The sequence below is a fragment of the Stenotrophomonas sp. SRS1 genome (assembly GCF_026130205.1).
In the GTDB taxonomy this organism is placed as follows: domain Bacteria; phylum Pseudomonadota; class Gammaproteobacteria; order Xanthomonadales; family Xanthomonadaceae; genus Stenotrophomonas; species Stenotrophomonas rhizophila_B.
This window is the reverse complement of sequence record NZ_JAINFD010000001.1, coordinates 402,589-422,955: the sequence shown is the minus strand read 5'-3', so window position 1 is coordinate 422,955 and position 20,367 is coordinate 402,589. Positions and strand designations below refer to the sequence as shown.

Sequence of the window (20,367 nt, the reverse complement as noted above, 5' to 3'; positions counted from 1 at the left end):
CTCTCCGGACGCTTAGGCGGTGGCCACAGGGTTGAGGAAATCGCGGGCTGCATGGCGGGGAGCCGAAGCCAGGATCCCGGCCATCGTTTCCAACGCCCCTTCGCGCTGGGATACGATGCTGGCCATCGCGGTGTGGATGGAATCCAGGGTTTCGCAGAACACCGAGGCCTGGTCAAAGTGCGTGCCCGGCGCGTAGCGATTGAACAGGTCACCGGAGCGGCACGTACGATACCAGTCGCAGCTCGCGCACTTGGTGGGCGGCGTGTCGATGCTCTTGACCAGCGTTTGCCAGATGGGGCTGCCGAAGAACTGGGCCAGCGTGGTGTTGCGCACGGTGACGTCGGTGAGGCAGAACGCTTTGTCTAGGGCCATGATGTTGTCATCGGGCCCGAGGAATCCCTCGGCTGACACGGTAACGATGCCATGGCGGTTGGCGCGTTGGTAATCCAGGCCTTCAGCGTATTCTTCGGACATCAGCGCCAGCACGATCTCGGTGAGCAGGTAGATGCGCACCGGATTGCTGCCACGGGTCTGCAGCCAGTAGTCGATGACTTCGTTGAAGTACCGGATCCATTTGTCCTGCGATTGCAGGTAGGTACTGTTGTGGCCTTCGCGCGGCAACAGCAGGTTGAGGCTATGCACATCCAGCTCTTCGACGAAGTGGCGGATCACATCGCCGCCGTGCAGGTCCGGGTTGGCCACGCACAACACGCCGGTGGCCGGGATGCGGCGTTCCTTTGCGGCTTGCTGCAGCAGCTTCAGGCCGCGCACGCTGTTGTCATAGCTGCCGCGACCGCGCCGGTCCGGGCGCTGGCGATCATGCACGTCCTTGGGGCCGTCGATGCTCACGCCCACCATTACGTTGTGCTTGGCAAACAAGTCGATCCATTCGGCATCCACCAGCGTGCCATTGGTCTGCATGCCGATGTGCAGCTGGGTGCAGTCAGCCAGCTCTTCGCGGAAGATGGTGCACATGCGGTCGAAACGCTTTTTCGGCAACAGCGTCGGTTCGCCGCCGTGCAGGCCCAGGAAGATGTTCTTGATGCCCATCTCCTGCGCGCCTTGGCGAAGGAAACGGGCCGTGTCGATCACGGTCTGCTCCGGAATCAATGCACGGCTGAGCTCGGAGATGTTGTTCTCCTGCTCGAAGTAATAGCAGTAGGGACAGGCCAGGTTGCAGCGCTCGGCCAGCTTGAGTACCACGTCGAGGCGGTTGCCCCTGAAGAGTTCGGTCATCGGCGCACTTCCTGTGACTGCGCAATGGAACAGGCCATCCATACTGGCCTGTCATGGGCGCGCTGCGGTTGAGAGGGTACCGGCGAAAAGCGCCGGTACCCAAGCGTCAGGCCAGCCAATCAGGACTCTGGCCGGATCTCCACTTCACCACCACCAGCAGAGGCGTGGCCGGACTTGTGTCCGGACGTGTGGCCCGAGCCATGTGCTGCGCTTACCAGGTCCAGGTGCGCATCAACCAGATCAGTCATGTCGCTGGCACCAACCAAGGGAGTTGCAGAGCCTTCGATCCTCGACTTCAGGCGATCGGCCAACCCTTTGAGCTTGCTATCCATGAAACCTCCGTTGTCTTGACGTTGATTGGAACTTCTAATTCCCTCTGCTTCCTTTGTGGCCGGCAACGAGCCCGCCGGCCTCCTGCAGGGACAAGGCGAGATGCCTTCTCCGTGCGCGTTGTCGCCGCGAACCGTATGCACGGAACGGACGGAATGGTTGATCAGGCACTGCGCGTGGCCGTGGCCGGTTCCACGCGGCTCGCCTTCAGGGCGGGCTGGAGGATGGCCAACTGCCCAAGGGGAACCAGCACGGCCAGGCCAAGCAGCAGGTAGGCTGCGGGCAGGCGAGGCACCTCGTAGAACTGCATGAGCAACAGGTTCAGGGCCACCGCAAGCAGTGCGCCCAACAGTGATCCGCCCAGGGTCAGCAGGAGGTTCTCGGTCTGGAAATAGCGCAGGATCTGCACCCGCGTGGCGCCCAGTGCGCGGCGGATACCGATGGCGCGCGTGCGCTGCTGCACCCAGAAGCTGGCCAGGCCGACGATGCCGGCGACAGTGATGACCAGCAGAGACACGCAGATCAGCGCGAGCAGCCACGCCATCGCCTTGTCGTTGCGATAATAGCGGTCGCGCAGCGATTCAATGGACCCATTGTTGAGGCCGAAGATTCGTGGTGGACCGCTCTCGCGCAGTGCGGCGGTCGCCTGTTCCAGCACGTTGTCGCGCTGTCCGGGCTGCGTACGTACCAGGAAGTTGGCACCGGAGGTGTAGGGCACACTGACCGGGAAGATCATCGAGTACTCCATGCTGCTGGGGTCATCGGTCTCGCTTGGCCGCGTAAGCCGCTCCACCACGCCCACTACCTGGGTGGGCTGGCTGCCCCAGCTGTAGAACTGCCTGCCGACCGCGTTGCCCTGCGGGAACAGGCGGTCTGCCGTCGCCTGGGTGATGATGGCGGTGGGAATGTTGATCTCGCCCGGCGCGGTACCGGGTTGCCAGTCGATGTAGTCCTGCGCACTGAAATCACGCCCGGCGACAAGACTGAGTCCCAGCGTGGGCAGCGCCTCCGGACTGGCCAGGTACACCGATGCATCCAGCGTAGGGGCGTCCTGGTCCTGCCGCAGGTTGACGCCACTGTTGGACGAGGAATCGCCGTAAGGTATCTGGCTGACCACCGTTGCAGACTGCACGCCGGGGATGGCGCGCAGCGCGGCCAGATCGGTACGTGTCTGTGCGAGCGCGTCCTGATCGCCGCGCTTGGCGGCACTGAGCTGCAGGCGCAGGAGGCTGTCTTCGGCCAATCCGGACGGTCGCTGCACGCGTTCGATGCGCTCGGCGATGAGGAAGCCGGCGTTGCAGATCACCGCGCAGGTGAATGCGATCTCGAGCACGACCAGGCTGGCGATGATCTTGTGGCGCCGCAGCGCGGCGAGAACCAGAGAGATATCCATGAGTGGCCTTAGAGACTCTTCAGTTGGCTGGCGGGAGCCACCAGGCAGGCTCGCCAGGCAGGGAACGCCGCCGCCGCCAAGCTGGCAACCAGGGCAAGCAAGAATGTGCCGAACAGCGTGCCCGCCTCCATCCCGGCAAGCGCGGCGTAACCCACCGCCTGCTGGCGAACCAGCCACAGGCCGCACCACGCCAGTAGCAGGCCGAAGGCGCCGCCCGCGATGCCGATCAGGCCGGCTTCGACCAGGCATTGCTGGAACACAGCGCTGCGCGGTGCGCCAAGCGCCCGCCGCAGGCCGATTTCCGGCGCGCGTCGCAGGAACTTCGCCAGCAGCAGGCCCGTCGTGTTGAGCAGGCAGATGAACAGGAATCCGAACGCCAGCCAGGTCTGCAGGCGGACGTCACTGGGCACTACGCGCTTGTAATCCAGCCATTGTGGAATATTGTCCAGACGCACATTGACGGGACGCTGGTAGCGGCCGTTCTGTCGCTGCTGGCTGGAATGGTTTTCCAGGTAAGCCCGGAAGTCCGCTGCGTCCTGTGCGCTGGCCATCTCCACCCAGTACTGCACCCACGCACACGAAGAATTCAGCCCAAGCTGACCTTCTTCCTTGTCCACCTCGCCCCAGCAATCGAGGTTTCCCGCAAAGCCCATGCGCAGCGCCCGCGATGTGGAGAAGGGAAGGAACAACTGGTCCGCCTCGGCGAAGCCACCTTCACGGTTGAGGTCGTAGAAGGTCGGCTGCGGGTGCCACGGTGCAGCGACACCGATGACGCGGAACTGCTCGCCATTGATGCGGAGCAGTTTGCCCACGCTGTTGCCGCCGTTGAACACGCGCTGGTTCAGATCGGCGCCAATGACCACCACGCGTGCACGCGCCTCGTCGTCGGCTGCCGACCAGGGTTGGCCGTGCTGCAAAGGCACGCCGAACATCGGGAAGAAGTCGGACGAGGTGTAGCGGATGCGCTGGCGGAACGGCATGTCGTCGCCCTGGTCAAGCTCGATGACGCTAAAGCCGGCGTACATCATGGCCTGGCGGACGCCGCGCTTTTCTCGCAATAGCTGCTCTGCGTCGAGCCGGGTCAGCAGATCATGTGGCTCGCCGCCGGGGGCATAGCCAGACATGTCCTGTGAATCCAGTCGTGGATGGAAAACGCGCTCGCTGCGGTCCGGAAGTGGATCATTGGTGAGCACCATGAACACGGTGAGCGTGGTCATGGCCGCACCGATGCCCACGCCGATGGCAACCACCATCAGGCTGGTCAGCAGCAGGTTGCGTCGCAGGCTGGCAAGAGCCATGCGCAGGTAGTAGCCAAACAGAAGCGTGTGGGTCATGGGGGACCTCATGCCAGCGCCGACGCGTTGAGTGTCAGGGTATCGCTGACTACGGCGTCGATCTCGGAAGCAATACCGTCCAGCATCCTTATCTGCCGATGCGCCCGGGCCGCCAATGCCGTGTCATGGGTGATCAGCACCACGGTAGTGCCGGCCTGGTTGACCCCCTCCAGCATCGCCATGATCTCTTCTGCCATATGCGTATCCAGATTGCCGGTGGGCTCATCGGCAAGCAGCACGCGCGGCGAACCTGCGAGTGCGCGCGCGATGGCGACGCGCTGTTGCTGGCCACCGGATAGCTGCGTTGGAAAGTGCCGTGCGCGCGAAGCGAGACCGACACGCTCCAGCGCGGATTCAATCCGCGTGCGGCGCTCGGTTCCACCCATGCCGCGATAACGCAACGGTATGTCGCAGTTGTCGAAAATAGTGAGATCCCGCACAAGGTTGAACCCTTGGAAGACGAACCCAATCTTCTCGTTACGCAGGCGCGATCGCTCGAAATCGGACAACGTGTGGGACAGCGCGCCGTCGATCAGGTACTCGCCGGCGCTGGGCGCCTCCAGCAGGCCAAGTAGATTGAGCAGCGTCGACTTCCCGGAACCGGAAGGACCGGTGACGCTGACGAACTCACCCGGCTTCACATGAAGATCGAGGGAACGTAGCGCCGTCGTTTCCACACTTCCGGTCCGATAGATCTTGCTGACGTTGCGAAGATCGAGCATACGAGAAAAATCCCCAACAATTGGCGTTCACGACTTTAGAAACGGCAAGGGACAGCAACCCCGCGATCAATAAAATCGCGTAGGGAGCGCAAAAAAGTGGGGGAAGAGGCGGCGGCCTGCAGCGAGGCAAGCGGGTAATGCGTTCATCCTTGAACTCATTTACGTTTCCGATCCATCGGTTGTGAGTGCCTATAATTAATACAACATGAAGTCAGTACTTTGCAACGCTCATTCGAGATGTGTGTCACAAAGTTTGTGATGCGTGTGATTGCCGTGGGCTAGATGCCCCGTTCGTCAACCCTGTAGCGTTACAACACGCTGTTCCCGTCCAGCGGAAAACCTGGTGACGTGGATGACGCACGCGTTTGCTCCATGTAGAGGCGCCGGACCGCGGCTTCGATCTCGTTTTCGTTACGCAGTGGCCGAGCAAGATTCATCATCAGGCTCAGCGCCTGTATTCTCGCTATCGCAGCGCGGCGCTGCACACGGCCAGCCATGAGTTCAAGGTGCCTAGGCGCGTTCTTCAGGGCCTGTCCGTTTACATAACGGTGATCATCTTCTTGTGGTTGCGCTGGCTCTACCTTTCCAAGCCGCGCGCCGCCAAAGTGGAGCAGGGGGCCGGTGCTTCGCTGGCGGCAAGTGCCCTGGCGCCCTTGGGAGCGGCCCTCCACTCGGGATAGATCTATGGCATCTGGAACCACCGACAAGGACACGACCTGCACGTGCCTGACAGAGCAGGGCACAAAGGCCAAAGTTAGGTTGCCAGTCTGTGTCGCAATCGCTCGCGATGGCTCGGCCTACAACCCCTGCAACCAGCCAGGACAGTCCGATGAAGACATTCCCAATCGAACTTGGCGCAATGGGCGGCGCAAGGTGCTGGGCGACAAGCGGAGTCAAGCATGGGAGCCGTTCCACACGCCCTAATTACTGCTGGGGAGAGGCCTATGATCACTTTCCCCGGATGCCCCTGGTGCAACGATGAAATGAGCAACTTATCCGCGGCAGACACGTGTTGGGTTCCCAAGACGGGTGTCAGTTTTTTTCTATCGTGTCCGCTGCTAAGTAGCTGATCTCACGCTTGAACTTCAGCAGACGGGGCCAAGTAATCTAGGTCCTGCCGCCTGGAGACACGATTCAAAGAAAAAGCACTAACTAGGGACTAGATCCTGCAAACATCCCGTGCAGCAGCAGTGATCGCCGTCTGCAAAAATTCTCAAGATAAGGCGCAGGGTGTCGAAGCAAAAGTAGTCTATAGACTATAAACTGCTTACAGTTCAATGCCTTGCGATTGCGCGAAGCATCCTCGCATGCTAATTCTGCCGTGCCGCACTGTGCGGCGACTTTGATCGGCGGAGACGAGAACTATGGCCTGAAGTAACGGGATGCCTGTGGCTAGAACGACGAAAGGCCAGGGCGGCAACCCTGACCTTTCTGAACAACCGGATAATCCGCCGATTGGGGCTAGCCTTTCATGCTTCACCTTCCTTGTCAATGGGGAGGCGGGTGCCTGTTGCCTCGGGTCCTGAGGACCCATCTATGTGCCCCACAATTAGAGCCGCTCGCCCTATCAAAGACCTGGCTGTAATACCGGGTGAGCTAGTCATGTGCCACGGAAAACTGTCTCGCGTCCTAAACTGCGTCGCACCCGACAAGATTCATATCCAGGCCGAGGGAACTTCCGAGTACCAATGGGTAGGAATCGGTGATCTGTCGTCCTACAACCGGAATGCTGCCGGGAAGATCCGACACGTCACTGACGTCGACGCCGCGCAAGAAGCAGCGGCGCGACAATGGGCCCGAGCGTTAGGTTCCGCTCTGAGAAAACACGGACCACGGCTGTCGAAGCAGACGTGTGATGAACTAGCCGGTCATTTTAGCGTTTCATCTAAGACCGTAAGACGCCGCTGGCGTTTGTATCTCGATAACCCGCTGCCCGCAGCTCAGCTTCCGAGCATGCCCGGTCCGTCGCCTAAAGCGCGACTTTTGCCCGCCATCGTTGAGAGCCTGATTGCCTCAGCTATAGATGAGGTCTACATGGTCCGGGAGCCCAGCACCGTTGCAGCTGTAGTTCGTAGGTGTGCGCAACTTGCATGCGAGGCGAAAACCTCAGCTCCAAGCTACGCAGCCGTCAGAGCGCGCATCAAAGCAAGAGATCCGATGCACGTGGCGTTGAAGCGCCTCGGGAGCAACGAGGCTCACGCCACGCAGGCACCTTCCGTTCGCGGCGTGGAAGCGACGTATCCACTTGAGATCGTGCAAATAGATCACGCAATCATCGACCTAATGGTGGTCAGCGCACTGACTCGGCAAGTTATTGGCCGACCATGGATAACGCTCGCTATCGACGTTTTTTCTCGTTGCGTTGTCGGCTACTACATGAGTTTCGATCCACCAGACCAGACTTCGGTGGCACTCACGCTGGAGCACAGCTGCCTGCCTAAGGAAAAGTGGCTGCGATCAATTAACCTCGACGGCAAGGTCAAGTACCCGATATTCGGGAAGATGGCACGAATCGCGTGGGACAACGCTAAAACGTTTAAAACCGCGTCTATTCTCGCGCAGTGCGAACGATATGGAATTGAGGTCCGACCCAGGCCGGTCCGCAGGCCCCACTATGGCGCCTATATTGAGCGCTACATCGGAACGATGATGGGCGCTGTACATCTGCTCCCTGGGACAACGTTCTCGAATTCGAAGCGACGAGGTGACTACCCCTCGGAAAAGAAAGCCATGCTCAGCCTAGCGGAACTTGAGCAGTGGCTTGCACTGGAGATTGCCGGCGTCTATCACAATTCTCCCCATCGGGGGATTGGTGAAAAGACGCCTGCTCAGGTGTGGGCGGAGTACTGGATCAACGGACAGGGAGCACTCCGATTTCCACCCATGATTGGTGATCCCCGCGACTTTACACTTGGCTTCCTGCCTGTCGCCGATCGAAGGATAGGTCGCGCGGGAATTCAGCTGCACTCAATGCACTATTGGGATCCTGCACTCACTCCCTTCATCAATGACGGGATCGAACACAGAATTCATTTCAGCCAGCGGGACCTCACTAAGGTGTACTTGTACGCTGCAGGAGACTACATCGATGTGCCGCTGTTAGACCGATCCAGGGCTCCATTCTCGTTGTGGGAACTCCGCGACATCCGCAGCCACATGAGAGAGCAGGGGAGGAAAGCGGCTTCAGAGAGCGAGCTGTTTGATGCCTTGGAGCTTCAGCGAGGGTTACTGCTTGAAGCTGCGAAGACTTCCAAACATGCGCGACGAAAAGCTGCAAGGTTGCCGCCGACATTGCCAAAGAATGTCTTGACTGAAGTTGACTATACCTTGCCTGCCCATCCGATTCCGACTAGCCATGGGGTCGTCGAATGAACATCCGCCAGGAGACCTCATCTCAAGCACCCGATCTAACGGGAGACCTTCCTTTCGTGTTGAGCTCTCACTCCGTCCGGATTCTCAAGGTGCTAAGCCAGCTGCGCAACAACGAGTACCGACGCAGTCGCCCTGTTTGCCTTCATATCGCAGCCGCGGCAGGAAGCGGTAAAAGCAGGCTCCTGAGTCACTATATGTCTCAAGTGTCTGAAGCCAGAGAGACAACTGGCTCCCGCTACCGTGAGGCGATCCTGATTGAGGCGCCGTATGACGGAAATTGCACGAAGATGTGCCGGTCAATAATAAATTCATGCTTGCCTGGATTCCCTGTGCGTAAGACACAGAACATCCACGAACAGGTCTCTGATGTTCTACAGGCGTCAGGCGTAAAGCAACTTTTAATTGATGAGGCTGGACACATCCTCAATGCTGGTAGATCAGGTCAGCAATACACCCTTGCGCTAATCAAATCCATTTGCAATCTAGGCATCACGGTATGCATCGCCACCACGAAAAATATGGTGAACGTGCTTGCCGCCGACGAACAGCTTGCATCCCGCTTCAAAAGAGTGGAGCTGCCGATTTGGTCTGAATCTAACGATTTCCGCCAGTTCTTGGCTGGGATCGAGGTTGAGCTTGGCTTTTCCGAGAGGTCCCACCTCGACAGCAAGACGATGATCCGCTGGCTGACAGCCCATGACTGTTGCGTCACGTTTCGACTGTTGGAAATTGTCCTTGCCGCAGCTCGGCTTGCGCACTGTCGTGGGCTACGGCATATCACGATCGAGTTGCTCGATGAATGCTGGAAGTCCGGACTCAGTATCGAGGAGAAGAGTCTTGAGAACTGAAGACCTCCCAGTAGCAGCTACCCCTTATCCCGGTGAGAGCATCTATTCTTGGCTTGATGCCACTCGGAAGATGCTGAGGCTTGGTGTATCCGAGTGGAGTCAATGGTGTGCGTTCTCGGACGAAGAGCCGGAGCGACGAGTCGGTGGGCAGGACTGGGGGGCTCTTCCACCTGAGCTTGATCGTATCGAAGGCATCCCAGCCTCGTGGCGAATTCGCGCAGATTGGCGGGCGATGGCTTGCTCCGAGTGCTTCGTCCGGACCGCCGGTGGTCGGCGCTACCCGGTTTTGGTGAGTTGGCTGGACGCACGTGCAATTGCCTGTGTACAGCACCGTCTTTTACTCACTTACCAACCAGCCACGGAAGCCACTCCGGTTGACGCCAATGGAGAGATTCTTGCTCTTTGGGAATGGCTTGAGCGTTGGCGTGCCGGTCACCTGGCGGGGCGGGACGCCAAGCTTTGTCGGGATCTAGTCCTGGCGTCAGGGCGGAACTGGGGGATCGGGTTTGGTGGAATTGCAAGCATGCACCTCGTATGGTCAATAGAGGGCGCAGGCTGGCGGATGCCCGAACCTCAAAGGCGCTATCAACCGCTGGGGCCAGCTCGAGTCGGCGACCTTGGCCCTGCGGATCGGGCTGCAGCATTGCTGGGAGCATATAGGGCCTGGAAAGCTCTGAATGATCCTGTAGCTTCGCCGCTTCCGTCGTGGCCCCCCCCAGGCTTGGGAGTGGCTCGCTCGCCGCTGGCGATCGGGATGCGACGAGCGGCTAGGAGCTATGCTCGCAGGGATCGCGGCCGCAAGCCGGGTTGGAAGACGCTAACCCATGTCACAAGGCAGGTGGATTCCTGAATGCGTGGCTGGCGCGTGCAATCTCTAACGCCTTTTTGGCCAACGAACCCACCCGCCGGGGGAGTGGTCCTGCCCGCTGAGATGCGCATTCACCCCGAAATACAGGCGTTAGAGATTACACGCGCCGGTCAGAAGCAGCTTTCAGCCGTCGCTTTCCTCCGCTCTCTGCTGAGTTGGCTGCGATTGAATTTCGATTAGGGATCGTTATCAGGGGTAGGGCAGAGGGCCGCCTCTAACCGAGAGCGGACATGCGGCCATCGTCGGCGATTAGGGCGCGTTTTAAGGGATAAGGCAGAGTCTTTTGTACGGGGATCGTGCGCTATTGGCCTGAAGCCGGCCTGGCTACTAAATACAGGGAAAATGATGCGCACTTCGTGGATCGGCGCGCTATCGCTGGAAGGGGCGAATGCCAACCAAGATCCAGAACGTCGACGCCTCTGAGTCTGTGTGTCTAACGCGGGGCACCTGCTTGCGCGCCTCGCTTGGCCAACGCCACATTAAGTTGCCTGCTCCGCGCGTATTGAGTGTGAGTGGAAGCAAACACTAGGATTGTGTCGAAGCATGTAACAAAGTCGACACAGGTATCAGATTGCGGCCAGCGATTCGAACCACAGGCCAATCGCATACGTGCTTCCCATCGCAATTGCGCCCCAGATCATCACGCGCACGGTCCCGCGCAACTGGGATGCGCCGCCGAGCTTGGCTGCAATGGCGCCCAAGGTTCCTAAGATGACCAGCGTGATGGTCACGACCGCTGCTGCCAAGCCGCTTTGGTTCAGAAATGCGACCAACAGAACGGGTGGCAGCGCGCCAAGCACGAACGACGTTGCAGAGGCGGCCGCGGCCTGTAACGGTCTGGCCTTGGTGAGTTCGTGTATCCCAAGTTCGTCCCGGAGGTGAGCGGACAGGGGATCATGCGCAGTGAGCTCCCGAGCCACCTCCTTGGCCAGTGGGCGGCTCAGTCCTCGCTTTTCGTAGATGGTTGTCAGTTCAAGTAACTCTGCATCCGGCTGGTTGGCGAGCTCGCCACGCTCTTTCTCCGTATCGGCGTTCTCCGCGTCTGCTTGGGAGCTGACTGAAACGTATTCGCCGGCAGCCATTGAAAGTGCGCCGGCAAGAAGCCCGGATAGACCCGTGATGAGCACGGTGTGCGTTGCCGCGCCAGCACCGACCATTGCGATTATTAGACTGCTGGTCGAAAGAAGCCCATCATTCGCACCCAAAACCCCTGCGCGCAACCAGCCCCCGCGCTGGCTTCGATGAAACTCTCTATGGATCATGACTTATCCGGTGATCAGTGGCGGGCAGTCCAGCATAGTCCCAATCTCCTTTGGATGGATGTCCAAGGGAGAAGGGCCAGGAGGCAGGGGATACCGATACCAGCTTCGAGCGCGAGGAGAGCATCCCCGCTCTTAGGTCGAATCCAACCGAATCTCTTCACGCGTTGACACGCCGTTGTCGTAAATGTGCGGAAGCGCACAGATTGTTGGAAAATTCGGACGCAACGTCCAAAAGTGCCAGAGTGCGGAGCATCGCTCTATCAATGGAGCTTTATATGACCCTGCATCTGAAACCAGCTACTCGCTTCGCCAATCAGGCAGGAGTGGTGTCTCACCCGAGCCGCAGTAGACGCGTCCCATCCGTAGGTCTAGAAGGAACTACAGAGCCTGTTGTTGATGTCTACACCCTTCTGCTGCCCTCACTCCCGCGCACAAAAGCAATTCTGCTGGGTGGAGCATTCGACGGACAGGATCTGCTGGTGTCGGTGCACGAGCTCCACTGCGGCGTCCTGATCCGTTCGGGCTATGTCTACATCCGAGATGAGGCATACATTCGTCTTCGCTATGGACGACTCGATCTGGGGGGCTAAACGGTTCAGGGGCGTTGGTGCCTCGGGCCGCGCAAAGCATGGTGAGCCCGAGTCGATGCACCTGCGGCGTATGGCAGGGATTTGAATTGCTCCCAGATCAGCCAGACGCTCACGTCCGCCGTCAACCTAATTCATCGACGACGTTGGTTGCTAGCTTGGTTGCTGCCCTCTGGATGGTAATTTAACCGTCACCTTCAACCCGTTAAGGCACTGGGAAGTGCCGAGAGTGATCCCGCCGTCATGCGCGTCCAATGTCTCTTGGACGATTGATAGGCCTAGCCCGCTGCCCTCCGCGCCGCTTCCGATCACCCTGTAGAAACGGTCGAAGACGCGGTCCTGCAGGTCCTTGGGAATGCCGGGTCCACAGTCTTCCACCGTAAGAACGCATTGCTCGCCCGTCTGTTCTGTAGACACCACCACGACCCCATGCTCGGGGGTATACCGGATGGCATTCTCGACGAGGTTGCGAACCAGCAAGCCCAGCGAGAACTCGTCGCCGAAGACGTCCGCTGTGTCGAGAACGAGGTTCATTACCTGACTCTTGGAAGCTGCCAAGGCCCTGAGCTCTTCTACCTCGTTGCTCACCAGGGCGTCCAAGCTCAGCTTGCGAAATGCATCCTTGCCGATGCTGCGCTCGGTTCGGCTCAGCGACAGCAGCTGTGATACCAAACGCTCAACCCGTTCGACCCCTCGGGCAAGCAAACGCTGTGACTCTTGGCGCTCTTCATCAAACGTGGCCAGGCGCGCGTTGTCTGCATGAACCTTCACCGCGCTGATCGGCGTGCGCAGCTCGTGCGCAGCATCTGCGATGAAGCGGCGTTCGCGTGCCAATGCAAGATCAAGCCGCTGCAGCAGCTCGTTTACCGCGCGGACCAGGCCGTGGACCTCCTCTGGGAGCTTCGTGTCATCCAACGGTGTCATTCGGTCGAGGTCACGCTCACCGATGTCGGTGGAGACTTTCCGCAACGAGCGCGTCGCCCAGGCGACCGTCAGCCAGATGACCAAGGCCATCACCGGAAGCGCAAGCAACAGCGGCAGCAGTGTGCCGACGGCAATGTCCTCGGCCAGCTCTTGGCGGATGTCCGAGCGCTCGGCGGACTGAAACCATCGACCCTGTGGCGAGCGCAGCGTGAAGGTTCGCCACTGCGCCCCGTCTATGTCGACATCCGCGTAGCCCGGCGACAAGCTCGCCATTGGCGCAGTGGGCGCACTGTCCGATCGGAGCAGCATGCGACCGTCAGGCGCCCATATCTGAAACGCCAGCTTGTTTTCGTATGCGTGCCCGTCTTTGAAGGCCAATGCCTCGCCAACGCCGTCGGCGCGCCCGTGCCACCCGCGCAGGACGATGGGGTCGCCGGGGAACGCGCTCAGATCGCTGAGCGGCTCGTCGACCAGGCTCAACAGCACCCGCGAGGACTGCACCAGCCGAGCGTCGAACATTTCCCCGGCCTCCTGCAGCCCGGCACGGTAGCTCAGACCGGCCGCCAGGAGCATGAGCAGGGAGAGCACCCCCAGCAACACGACCAGCAGGCGGCGACGGATGGACGTCATGCAGCTGCATCCGAGGGGTCGCCCAAGGCGTAGCCGATTCCCCGGACGGTGCGGATGATGCCGGGATCCAGCTTCCTGCGCAGTTGGTGGACATGCACATCGACGGCGTTGCTGGCCACGTCCTCATCCCAGCCATACAGGTGCTGCTGGATGGTCTCGCGCCCAAGCGGCCTGCCTTGTTGTTCCATGAGCAGTCTGAGCAGGGCGAACTCCCTGCGGGTCAGGTCCAGTGTGTGCCCCTTCCAGATGGCGGTCAGACGAGCAGGGTCCAGGCTCAGCGCGCCGGCCTCCAGTGTCGGTGTTGCACGCCCAACGCTCCGGCGGAGCAGGGCGCGGACGCGCGCAAGCAGCTCGGGCGTGTCGAACGGCTTACCCAGATAGTCGTCGGCACCCACGTCCAGCCCAAGGGTGCGGTCAGAGGCGCGCTCGCGGGCGCTGAGGACCAGGATGGGCACGTTTCCGCCCGCTGCGCGCACCTTGCGAATGACGTCGATCCCGTCCATTCGGGGCAGACCCAGGTCCAGCACGACCAGGTCGATATCGCCATCGCCGATGGCGGTCAGCGCGGAGGCACCGTCCTGCACCCAGTCCACGGCGTATGCCGCTCGGCGCAGGGCGGTCCGGATGCCTTCCCCGAGTGATGCATCGTCTTCGGCGAGCAGGATGCGCATGCAGTCAGTCTCGTTGTCCCGCGCTTACTTGGCAAGGTGGCCCCGGACCTCGTTTAGTTTGGCGGTCGCTTCGGCACGCCGGCCGGCATCGGCGACTTCCCGGCCGGGGCGGGCAGGCGCAGCCAGGGCCTTCTCGAACGCTGTCTGGGCACCCTGCCAGCTCTTCTGGTCGCGCAGGAAATCGCCGTAGAAGTAGTTGGCATCGATCCCGTTCGGGTCCACGGCCAAACCCTTCTTCAGCATCGCCGCCGCGGTTTCGTCATTGCCGAAGCCCAACGGCCAGCCCGGAACCTGATAGTAAAGGGCGCCCAGGCTGGTGTAGGCCGCACCCTGCAGTGCGTTGGGATCTATCTTCAGGGCGGCCTCGAAGTCCGCACGTGCCTGTTTCACCAGGCTGAGCGCCTCCATGCCGCCCTTCTCGCCGGCGAGGCTGGAGAGGACGATGCCCTCCCAGATCAGTGCGCCGGCATCACGTGGCCCGGTCTGGCGGGTCTTCGCTGCCTGGCTGGCCAAGGCCTCGAACGCGGTTTGTCTCTGCGCCTTACTGGTCTGGTAGTTGATCTGGGCCCAGCGGTCGCGCAACTGGGCCACCGTCATGGGCGTTCCCGGTTCGGCAGCACAGGCAATGCCGACCAACATGACCAACGCGCTGATGAGCAGGATGAACATGGTTTTACCGTGACGTTGCTTCATGGGAGGAGTCCTCTTGGATGGGCTGCGCTTTAGAGGCGTGGCGCCTGATGATGGGAAGCTGGGCACGCAGGCTGCGGTCGACCAGCGCGGGGAACATGCCGTTGATGCGGGCGAACAGCTTTTCCGGCCAGCCAAGCTGGCGGCGCCGATCGCCTTGTGCGATGGCGTGGACAAGCGCACTGGCCACGGCCTCCGGGGCATCGCTGCCCACCTTGAGCTCGGCGTTGAGCGCATCGACGGCAGGCGTATTGAAGGCGGTGCGCGTGGCGCGCGGAGAGAGATACTGGAAGCTCAGGCCGGTGCCGTCGTGTTCACGGGAGAGCGCCTCCATCAGGCCGCGCAAGCCGAACTTGCTGGCGCTGTAGGTGGCAAAGCCGGCGAAGCCGATGCTGCCGAAGGTGGAGCCGATGGCAACCACGCTGGCCTGTTCGTGGCGGCGCAGCATCGGCAACAGGGCGTGGATGAGCAGGGCAGAGCCGACCAGGTTGGTCTGCAGCAGGTTTTCCAGCTCATCGGGGTGCTGGTCCTCAAACAGACCGAACGCGCTTTGGGCGTGGCCCAGCACCAGCACTGAAGGGGACACGTTGGCCTGTCGGATCGCGGCGATCAGGTGCGAGCGGCCCAGTGACGTGGACAGGTCGGCGACCACGGTGTGCACGCGCCCGGCCGGTAGCGCCGCGGCAAGTGTGGTGAGCCGGCTGCGGTTGCGCCCGACGGCCATTATCGAGGCGCCCGCCTGGACCAACGCGTGGCACAGCGCCACACCGATGCCGCCACTCGCGCCGGTGACGATGACGGTCCTCCCGGCGAGACTCATCACGCGGCCTCCGCCCAGCGCACGCCGTCCTGGCGAAGCGTGCGGAAGATGTCCCCGTACAGCACGTAGAACCGCCGGGCGGCATGGATGACGGCCTGCTGGTCGGCGGGGTCGTCCAGGCGGTCCATCAGCCCTTCGAAGAAGCTGACATGCTCGATGTCCAGGTCGCCGTGGGACAGCAGGTAGCTGAAAGCGTTGCGCGGCAGGCCGAGAGAGGTCTGGATGGTGTTGGCCGCACGGGTTGCCAGCGCCACGCTGGTTCCTTCCAGCACCAAGACCATGCCGAAGAAGCCGACCGGGTTGCCGCGGTGGATGGTGTCGTAGGCGTAGCTGACCATCAGTTCAGTCGCCAGTGAGGGGAGGCTGCTGGCGGCTTGGGCGCGGTCTGCACCGCAGGCAGCAAGGTCGTCCAGAACCCACTCCTGGTGGCCCATTTCTTCCTCGATGTATTCACCGATGGCGGTGCGCAGCCATTCAAGCCGAGCCGGCAGACGTGCCCCGCAGGCCATCAATAACGGTACGGTGTGCCTGACATGGTGGTAGGCCTGCCCCAGAAAGGCGACGTAGTCTTCGCGGGCGATCTGGCCCCCCAGCGCGGACTGGATGATCGGCACGGAGATCAGGGTGGCTCGCTCCTGCTGGGTCTGGGCGAGCAGTTCGGAATGGAAACTCATGCGGATACTCCCGTGGAAGGAATGGAGGCGGGACGGCGATAGCTCGCATCGACCTCGGCTTGAAAGTGGGACAGGATGGCGTCGCGACGTGGGCGGCCGTTGGCGGTGAGCAGCCCGGTGCTGACAGAGAACGGCGCCGATGCGCGCACGATGCGCGAGACGCGGGCGTAGTCGGGCAGGCCGGCGTTGACCTCGGCTACGGCGCGGGCGAGGGCGGCATCGTCCAGGTCGGCGCGACGCGGAACCAACACGGCGACGTTGTCGGCCTGTGCTTCGCCCCATACCACTGCCTGGGCCAGGTCCGAATGGGACAGCAGCTCGCTCTCCACCCATTCCGGCGAGACATTACGACCGAACGCGGTGATGAAGACATTCTTGCGGCGGCCGGTGACGTGGACGAATCCGTCAGCGTCGACGTGGCCCAGGTCGCCCGTGCGGATGGGACCGCCGGGAAGCGGTTCGGCACCGAGGTAGCCCAGTGCGCGTGCCCCATCGACCTGGATTTCATTGTCGACAATGGCGATACGAGCGTGTGGAAGCGCTTTGCCGACGCTGCCATCCAGGCTCGCACCGGGTTGATTGAGGCAGACCACCGAGGCACACTCGGTCAGCCCATAGCCTTCGAAGACCGGCAGCCCCAGGGCGCGCGCCCGGGCAAGCAACCCCGGCCCTACGCGCCCACCGCCGACGGCGATATAGCGCAGCGAGGCGGGCAGCAGAGTACCGCTTTCGGCGGCCATCACCACCGCCAGCAACAGCTGAGGCACGAGGATGACGCTCTCCGGTTGATAGCGGTGCAGGCATCGCAGCAGCGTCGGTACGTCCAGGCCCGAGGCGCCGGTGTAACCGATCTCCGCCAGTGATGGGAGCGCGATCTGGGCGTCCGAGAGCAGCGTTGCATACAACCCAGCGACGTTCTCCAATAGCGTCGAGAGCGGCATCAGGCACAGGTGGCGGCGCGGCGCAATCGCCGACGATCCTTGCACCAGTGAACTGGCGACCGTAAGCAGCGTGTCGGCCGACAGGCATACGCCTTTGGGGCGGCCGGTCGTGCCGGAGGTGTAGGTCACGCATGCGGTGCCGGTGGGAAGGTCGACCGACGTCGCCGGACAGGTCCGCCACAGGGCGAGCGTCCCGCCATCCAAAGTCCCCAGTGTGCCCATGCTGCCCGTTGGCGCAGGCGCGCCCCGGGCGGTGACCACGCATTGGGCACCGCTGGACTCCAGGGCATGAGCGATCTGCTCGGGAGAGAAGAACGTCGGCAGCGGCACATGCACGCCGCCAAGCTCGCGCACGGCAAGATCCAAGACCAGCCAGTGAATACCGTTGTCCAGCTGGCTTGCGACGCGGTCGATGCCTTGCAGGTCCAGCCGACTAGCCAATCGCAATGCGCGTTGCCGGATCTGCTCATCGCCAATTTCCGCGCTGGAAGTGAGCACGCGTGCCTTGCGCGCGCCGAGACCGGCGATCAGGGGAGAGGTCAGCGCGTTCATTGCGCCCTCACCATGGCTTGCAGAGACGAATCAGGATCCGTCTTGGCGCGCGCATCGTGTTTTCGTGTTTGATGCAAGAACGCACGTCCGGCGGCGACATTCCCGCAGACCACCTTCGGCCGGGCCTGGTAGTAGCTGCCCCATTGGGATGCATCGCCGGTGAGTCGCTCTGGGCTTGCTTCGCCAAGTTCCACCGTCACCAGATGCAGTCGGTCGAGGGTGTTGCGCAGCTGTTGGGTGGCGGCGAACAGCACCCAGCGCACGCGTGCGGCATGCAGCATCTCGGTCAACCGGACAATCAGCTCACGGGCTACGCCGGGGGTGGTGGCGGCAAAGTTGCCGATCTCAGCGATGCGGTCGCGGCCCACGTTGGCGATTTCCCGATGCGAAAGGATGGCCTGCACCGGTTCATCGAGATATTGCTCGACAAACAACGGGCCTTCGCTGCCCACGCGCATGCCGACCGCCGCCACCAGGTGCCCCTGGCCATCCCGGAACGCAAGCAGATGGGGCAGAAACGCGTGTAGGGTGGCACCGTAGCGTTCGCGGTATACGTGGGCGATGAACTGCTCCACCTCGCTGCGGCTTGGGTCTTGCGGGCCCACCACCTGCGACTGCGGCAGGATCGATGGGAACGTGACAGCGAGAGAGGTGGGGATCCAGGACATGGCGAGCATGCTGGCCGGCTTGGATTAAGGACGAATTAGCCGTTAGTTAAGCAGTCATTAGCTTTTGGGAAGACTTTCGTTGCGTTCGACCAGCCATTTTTCATATCCCCAGGCGCTCAGGAGCAAGTGCGCATCCTCGACGGGCATTCGATCAATCGCCGGCAGTACGGAGGATTAGGGATGTTTATCAGGGGTAGGGCGGATGTCCGTTTCTGGCTGAAAGCGGACGAAGGTCAAGGCTCGAGTTGAACTGCCAATCGGGCTGTCGCTGGCGCATTGCGCGCGGCGAGCAATCCCCAGCCTGTCCGCGACCAAGCATCGCGACATCTGCCGTCTGAACACGATCTCCGCAATGGGCAGTAGGTAGTTGACCCTGCCGACGTGATCCGTAAAATTGACTTACGGCGTGTGCTGCGTGCGCCCGGGGGTAGGTCCCGATTACGGAGAACGACCTGTCGTTTTCCGAGTCTACGCATGCTGATACTCCAAAGTTCCGACCATCTCGATGTCTCACAGCTCTCACAGCTCTCACAGGCTTGGGCTAGATGGCATCTTCCACACCTCGATCAACCATGAGCTGACGAACCCTTCAGGTGCGTCGAGTCTGGTCGTGCCTATCCGGTTTGTTCGCTCCTTGCTTTAAGGGAGCACGATGACAACCATAGACCGACCGCGCAGCATCTTTGCGCGCATGCTCGCTAACGAGGCATCTGCGGGTGTCGCACTAATGATGGCGTCGATGGTCGCCATCTTGCTGGCCAACAGTCCAGCAGCGGGCAGCTATTTTGCATTTCTGCATGCTTATGCCGGCCCGGTTCTCAGTGAGAAACTCGGGCCAATGACGCCGCATCTTTGGATCAACGACGGGTTGATGGCGATCTTCTTTCTTCTTGTGGGCTTGGAGATCAAGCGCGAGCTTATCAGTGGGCGGTTGTCCTCCTGGCAGCAGCGCAGACTACCGGCTGTGCCTGCGCTGCTCGGCATGGCACTTCCTGCTCTGATCTTCCTGACCGCTTCTAGGCACGAGTCCTCTTTGTCCAACGGCTGGGCCATTCCTGCGGCCACAGATATTGCCTTTGCGGTAGGGGTGCTGGCGCTCCTGGGGCGGCACGCGCCTGCCAGCTTGAAGCTCTTGCTGCTGTCGGTGGCCATCATCGACGACATGGGGGCAGTGGCAATCATTGCCTTGTTTTACACCTCGTCCCTCGACATCGGAGCTTTGGCGGCTGCAATTGGCGCGGGGCTTGCCATGTATGCGCTAAAGATAAACGGTGTGAAGCGGCTCTGGCCATACTTGGTTCTGCTCTTGGCCATGTGGTATGCCACGCTTCTTTCAGGTGTCCACGCCACGATTGCAGGAGTTGTCGGTGCATTTCTGATCCCCTACGGCGCCAGTGCTAAGTCGCCACTGGTTCGCTTGGAGCACGGCATTGCGCCTTGGGTTGGCTTCGTAATCGTGCCGATCTTTGGCTTTGCCAATGCCGGTGTGGATCTGTCCGGAATTTCGATGAGCGCCATTTTGGCACCGCTGCCGTTGGGAATCGCTGCTGGGCTCTTCGTCGGCAAGCAAATTGGCGTGTTCGGCGGCGTTGCCCTTGCGGTCAAGACCGGGCTTGCTGAAAAGCCAGCGGGCGCATCGTGGCTACAAATCTACGGCGTGAGTTTGCTCTGCGGCATTGGTTTCACGATGAGCCTCTTCATCAGCTCGCTCGCGTTCCCATTGGACCCTGCGTTCGTTGAGGATGCCAAGGTCGGTATCTTGCTTGGGTCGCTGCTTTCCGCGCTGCTGGGAGCGGTCGTCTTGAGGTTTGCACCCCGAACCTAGAACAGGCTGCCGATTTGTAT

Annotated in this window: 17 protein-coding genes; 4 read left to right on the top strand and 13 right to left on the bottom strand. The window is 61.3% G+C overall.

Annotation, left to right across the window (positions count from 1 at the left end):
* Positions 1-12 precede the first annotated feature (12 nt).
* The 5 genes from K4043_RS01825 to K4043_RS01805 form a co-directional block, all read right to left on the bottom strand.
* Complete coding sequence (locus tag K4043_RS01825) at positions 13-1,236, bottom strand: radical SAM protein (protein WP_265307967.1); 1,224 nt, start codon at positions 1,234-1,236, stop codon at positions 13-15.
* A 119-nt stretch (positions 1,237-1,355) separates the two neighbouring features.
* Positions 1,356-1,568, bottom strand: coding sequence for a hypothetical protein (locus K4043_RS01820; RefSeq protein ID WP_148045917.1), 213 nt, complete (start codon positions 1,566-1,568; stop codon positions 1,356-1,358).
* A 161-nt stretch (positions 1,569-1,729) separates the two neighbouring features.
* Positions 1,730-2,959: an FtsX-like permease family protein gene (locus K4043_RS01815; protein ID WP_123729280.1), complete on the bottom strand. Its 1,230-nt coding sequence runs from the start codon at positions 2,957-2,959 to the stop codon at positions 1,730-1,732.
* An 8-nt stretch (positions 2,960-2,967) separates the two neighbouring features.
* Positions 2,968-4,278 carry an ABC transporter permease gene (locus K4043_RS01810; protein WP_265308524.1) on the bottom strand — a complete coding sequence of 437 codons (1,311 nt, stop codon included), beginning with the start codon at positions 4,276-4,278 and terminating at the stop codon, positions 2,968-2,970.
* A gap of 23 nt (positions 4,279-4,301) precedes the next feature.
* Positions 4,302-5,015 carry an ABC transporter ATP-binding protein gene (locus tag K4043_RS01805; protein WP_265307966.1) on the bottom strand — a complete coding sequence of 238 codons (714 nt, stop codon included), beginning with the start codon at positions 5,013-5,015 and terminating at the stop codon, positions 4,302-4,304.
* A gap of 2,157 nt (positions 5,016-7,172) precedes the next feature.
* Between K4043_RS01805 and K4043_RS01800 the strand changes: the two genes are divergently transcribed.
* Both K4043_RS01800 and K4043_RS01795 read left to right on the top strand, forming a co-directional pair.
* Positions 7,173-8,387 carry a Mu transposase C-terminal domain-containing protein gene (locus K4043_RS01800; RefSeq protein ID WP_265307965.1) on the top strand — a complete coding sequence of 405 codons (1,215 nt, stop codon included), beginning with the start codon at positions 7,173-7,175 and terminating at the stop codon, positions 8,385-8,387.
* Positions 8,384-9,235 (top strand): TniB family NTP-binding protein, encoded by an 852-nt coding sequence (locus tag K4043_RS01795; protein ID WP_265307964.1) that lies wholly within the window; start codon positions 8,384-8,386, stop codon positions 9,233-9,235. Before K4043_RS01800 ends, K4043_RS01795 begins: the two co-directional genes overlap by 4 nt.
* Positions 9,236-10,669: 1,434 nt before the next feature.
* Here the strand turns inward: K4043_RS01795 and K4043_RS01790 are convergent.
* The gene (locus tag K4043_RS01790) at positions 10,670-11,365 is read right to left on the bottom strand and encodes a VIT family protein (RefSeq protein WP_265307963.1); all 696 of its coding nucleotides are present in this window, start codon (positions 11,363-11,365) and stop codon (positions 10,670-10,672) included.
* Positions 11,366-11,640: 275 nt separating this feature from the next.
* On the opposite strand from K4043_RS01790, the gene K4043_RS01785 reads away from it, so the two are divergent.
* Positions 11,641-11,955 (top strand): hypothetical protein, encoded by a 315-nt coding sequence (locus K4043_RS01785; RefSeq protein WP_265307962.1) that lies wholly within the window; start codon positions 11,641-11,643, stop codon positions 11,953-11,955.
* Between the two features lie 150 nt (positions 11,956-12,105).
* On the opposite strand, the gene K4043_RS01780 is transcribed toward K4043_RS01785, so the two are convergent.
* From K4043_RS01780 to K4043_RS01750, 7 genes are read right to left on the bottom strand one after another with little or no spacing between them, the layout of a single operon-like run.
* Positions 12,106-13,485 carry an ATP-binding protein gene (locus K4043_RS01780; protein WP_265308523.1) on the bottom strand — a complete coding sequence of 460 codons (1,380 nt, stop codon included), beginning with the start codon at positions 13,483-13,485 and terminating at the stop codon, positions 12,106-12,108.
* Between the two features lie 17 nt (positions 13,486-13,502).
* Entirely contained in the window at positions 13,503-14,177 is a 675-nt protein-coding gene (locus K4043_RS01775) for a response regulator transcription factor (protein ID WP_265307961.1), read from the bottom strand.
* A 24-nt stretch (positions 14,178-14,201) separates the two neighbouring features.
* Positions 14,202-14,816 (bottom strand): hypothetical protein, encoded by a 615-nt coding sequence (locus K4043_RS01770; RefSeq protein ID WP_265308522.1) that lies wholly within the window; start codon positions 14,814-14,816, stop codon positions 14,202-14,204.
* 34 nt (positions 14,817-14,850) lie between these two features.
* Positions 14,851-15,687: an SDR family oxidoreductase gene (locus tag K4043_RS01765; RefSeq protein WP_265307960.1), complete on the bottom strand. Its 837-nt coding sequence runs from the start codon at positions 15,685-15,687 to the stop codon at positions 14,851-14,853.
* The gene (locus tag K4043_RS01760; RefSeq protein WP_265307959.1) at positions 15,687-16,361 is read right to left on the bottom strand and encodes an iron-containing redox enzyme family protein; all 675 of its coding nucleotides are present in this window, start codon (positions 16,359-16,361) and stop codon (positions 15,687-15,689) included. Before K4043_RS01760 ends, K4043_RS01765 begins: the two co-directional genes overlap by 1 nt.
* A complete protein-coding gene (locus K4043_RS01755) occupies positions 16,358-17,854 on the bottom strand; it encodes an AMP-binding protein (protein WP_265307958.1) in 1,497 nt (498 codons plus the stop codon). The genes K4043_RS01760 and K4043_RS01755 overlap by 4 nt, the downstream gene beginning before the upstream one ends.
* Entirely contained in the window at positions 17,851-18,522 is a 672-nt protein-coding gene (locus K4043_RS01750) for a thermostable hemolysin (protein WP_265307957.1), read from the bottom strand. The genes K4043_RS01755 and K4043_RS01750 overlap by 4 nt, the downstream gene beginning before the upstream one ends.
* A gap of 652 nt (positions 18,523-19,174) precedes the next feature.
* Between K4043_RS01750 and nhaA the strand changes: the two genes are divergently transcribed.
* Entirely contained in the window at positions 19,175-20,347 is a 1,173-nt protein-coding gene (gene nhaA, locus K4043_RS01745; RefSeq protein ID WP_259260818.1) for a Na+/H+ antiporter NhaA, read from the top strand.
* Positions 20,348-20,367 lie beyond the last annotated feature (20 nt).